The organism is uncultured Porphyromonas sp., assembly GCF_915070105.1.
Taxonomy (GTDB): domain Bacteria; phylum Bacteroidota; class Bacteroidia; order Bacteroidales; family Porphyromonadaceae; genus Porphyromonas.
In genome coordinates this window covers 1-3,108 of sequence record NZ_CAJZFJ010000110.1, presented here as the reverse complement: position 1 = coordinate 3,108, position 3,108 = coordinate 1, and the positions used below count along the sequence as shown (strand labels likewise).

The 3,108-nt window shown below is 57.0% G+C and carries 2 protein-coding genes and 1 pseudogene; all 3 read left to right on the top strand.

Features of this window, described 5'->3' with window-relative positions; all coding sequences use genetic code 11:
* A partial coding sequence (locus tag QZ554_RS08255; RefSeq protein ID WP_297195724.1) for a bifunctional 3-deoxy-7-phosphoheptulonate synthase/chorismate mutase type II occupies window positions 1–1,032 on the top strand: 1,032 nt, incomplete at its 5' end.
* A pseudogene (locus QZ554_RS08250) lies at window positions 1,029–1,394 on the top strand (2-amino-4-hydroxy-6-hydroxymethyldihydropteridine diphosphokinase); the annotation flags it as partial. The gene QZ554_RS08255 and the pseudogene QZ554_RS08250, both read left to right, overlap by 4 nt.
* Before the next feature lie 78 nt (window positions 1,395–1,472).
* Entirely contained in the window at window positions 1,473–2,801 is a 1,329-nt protein-coding gene (murF, locus tag QZ554_RS08245; RefSeq protein ID WP_297195725.1) for a UDP-N-acetylmuramoyl-tripeptide--D-alanyl-D-alanine ligase, read from the top strand.
* Window positions 2,802–3,108: the final 307 nt, after the last annotated feature.

The following is a 3,108-nucleotide window of genomic DNA, read 5'->3' as shown; positions in this document are numbered from 1 at the left end:
CCCTTCCTCATCTGTGCTGGTCCATGCAGCGCAGAGACAGAGGAGCAGACCTACGAGACAGCTCGCCTACTGAGGGCTCATGGTATACGACTCTTCCGAGCGAGCCTATGGAAGCCTCGTACACGCCCAGGCTCTTTCGAGGGCGTAGGAGCAGAGGGACTTGCTTGGCTAAGACGTATCGAGCAGGAGCTGGGGATGCAGGCTATGACCGAGGTAGCCTCTGTAGCTCATGTCGAGGCTTGCCTACAAGCGGGCATACACACCCTATGGGTAGGGGCAAGGACTACAGCTAGCCCCTTCGCTGTCTCTGAGCTAGCAGAAGCCCTGAGTGGTACCGACGTCACCCTGCTGGTGAAGAACCCACTCAACCCAGACCTAGACCTCTGGGAAGGAGCCCTGCTACGCTTCCATGCAGCAGGCATAACACGCATCGGGGCTGTGCATCGGGGATTCAGCACCTACGGCAAAGGGCAGTACCGCAATGCCCCTCTCTGGCAGATCCCCATCGAGCTACGTAGACGTCACCCCGAGCTCACCATACTTAGCGATCCGAGCCACATAGCGGGACGCAGAGAACTCGTACCCATAGTCTGCCAAGCCTCACTGGAGATGAACTTCTCAGGTCTTATGATAGAGACCCACCCTACACCCAGTGAAGCCTGGAGCGATGCCGCCCAGCAGCTTACTCCAGACTCCCTCATCGCCCTGCTAGATACCCTGCTGATCCACCCCACACGTAGCACAGCAGACTCCGAGGCGCTTAGCCAGCTACGTCAGTCCATCGACCACATCGACCGACAGCTCCTACACCTCCTCTCAGAGCGGATGAAGCTCGCCCGAAGTATCGGAGAGATCAAGGCCAAGGATCACCTGCCTATCGTACAGCCCGAGCGATACCGCACTCTCCTACAGGAGCGACTACGCTCAGGGAGGGAGCTCGGGCTAGAGGAGAGCTTCCTACATGAGCTCTTCAGTTCGATCCACGAGGCCTCCGTGCATGTCCAACACATATCTCCCGAGGACGACCGATGACCCGATCACACCACTTCGTACTCACACTGGGGAGCAACACCGAAGCAGAGGCACATATCGCCTTCGTACGGGAGGAGCTCCTCACCTTCCCCCATTGCTCACTGCGCTTCTCCACACCACGCCTCTCGGCACCAGTGGAGTTCGCCCTCTCCTCTGCCCTCTTCACCGATGTGGTCGTCGTGGGGGATACACATGAGGAGCTCACTACCTTTGCTGATCGTCTCAAGGATCTAGAGCGCAGGGCAGGACGTACCCCCGAACAGAGAGCGATGACCCCCGAGCAGATACCTATAGATATAGACCTCATCAGCTGGGATGACCTAATCCTCAAGCCCCGTGACCTATCCCGCCCCTACCTACACCTAGGCCTTAGGGAGCTGGACGAGGTACTTCCCCCCTATCCGATCACCCATATCTCCCCTACAATAATCCCAAGAGAAATGACCTCGCTAGAAGAGCTCTACACCCTCTACCTCCAGCACCCTACCGTCTCCACCGATACTAGACAGCTCCCCGAGGGCTGTATGTTCTTTGCCCTTCGGGGGACGACCTTTGACGGGAATAAATTTGCCCTACAAGCACTAGAGGCAGGAGCTGCGTATGCCGTAGTCGATGATCCCAGCATCGCGACACAGAGCGACCGCATGCTCCTCGTACCCGATGTCCTGCAGGCTCTGCAGCAGCTAGCTCATCACCATCGTAAGACCCTTGGCCTACCCGTGATCGCTATCACGGGGACCAATGGCAAGACGACCACCAAGGAGCTCACCGCAGCCGTACTCTCGGAGGGCTACCACCTCCTTTACACCGAAGGGAACCTCAACAATCATATCGGTGTCCCCCTTACCCTCCTTCGCCTAAGATCCGAGCATCAGCTTGCACTCATCGAGATGGGAGCGAGCAAGCCTGGGGATATAGCGGAGCTCTGTGCCATCGCTGAGCCCGACTACGGACTCATCACCAATATCGGTGAGGCACACCTTGAGGGCTTCGGCTCTCTCGAGGGAGTGCGCAAGACCAAGGGAGAGCTCTATGACAGTGTGCGTAGTCGAGGGGGCATACTCTTCGTACACGCAGATGACTCGACCCTCATGGAGATGAGCCAAGGAGCAGAGAAGATCATCACCTATGCCGAGCATGTCCCTGCTCTAGTAGAGGGGGAGGTTTGTCCACAAGGGGAGGAGCTATTCCTACACTTCCGCTGGATAGCCCCCGCACTCCCATTCCCACTGCAGGAGGTACGGACACACCTCGTCGGAGACTACAATCTACCCAATGCGCTGGCCGCTATCGCCGTGGGACTTTTCTTCAACCTCCCTACAGAGAAGATCAATACCGCCCTTAGCTCCTATACCCCAAGCAACAGCCGCTCCCAGCTCGTTCTCTCCCCTCGGGGCAACCGGATCATCGCCGATGCCTACAATGCCAACCCCTCGAGCATGCGGACGGCTATTCACAACTTCCTAAATATCCCCCCTATGGGCTCTCCTCATACCCTCATCCTCGGGGATATGAATGAGCTAGGCCAGGAGAGTGACCATGCCCACCTAAAGCTCTGGGAAGAACTCCAGCAGTATAGCACACATCAGCCCCTAAGGGTCATCCTCTGCGGACCGAAGTGGGAAGCTATACGCCGAGGTGAGGGCGAGGTCTTCCCCTCTGTCGGTGAACTCAAGGGGTATCTACAAGAGCATCCCCTCACCGAGACGCTCATCCTCATCAAGGGCTCTAACAGCATACACCTCTCCGAGCTCCTACCCCTACTCTAGTAGCAGCATACACTAGGAGGTGGGGTCTACCCTTCCCTTGGGGTCATCCCCGAGAGAAGGGTAGACCCCACCTCCTACTTTTCCTCATAGGGTATAGGCACGATAGCCTAGGCAGGGCCGACACATGATCTCGCTCGCACACTCCTGCCTTTGGATCTTCGGGGGTATTATATTTCATATCCCAGGGAGCCTTAGCCCATCACTAAAGATCCTAGGCATTATCCCCAAGAAACAGACCTACAAGCGAGCCCTACAGAGGATATACTTAGAGCGAGGTAGTGTACACGCGTGTATACAGTTGTGTACA

Bases quoted from the DNA above. Each gene is read 5' to 3' on its own strand.
- murF (WP_297195725.1), top strand. From the start codon at position 1,473: ATGACCTCGCTAGAAGAGCTCTACACCCTCTACCTCCAGCACCCTACC.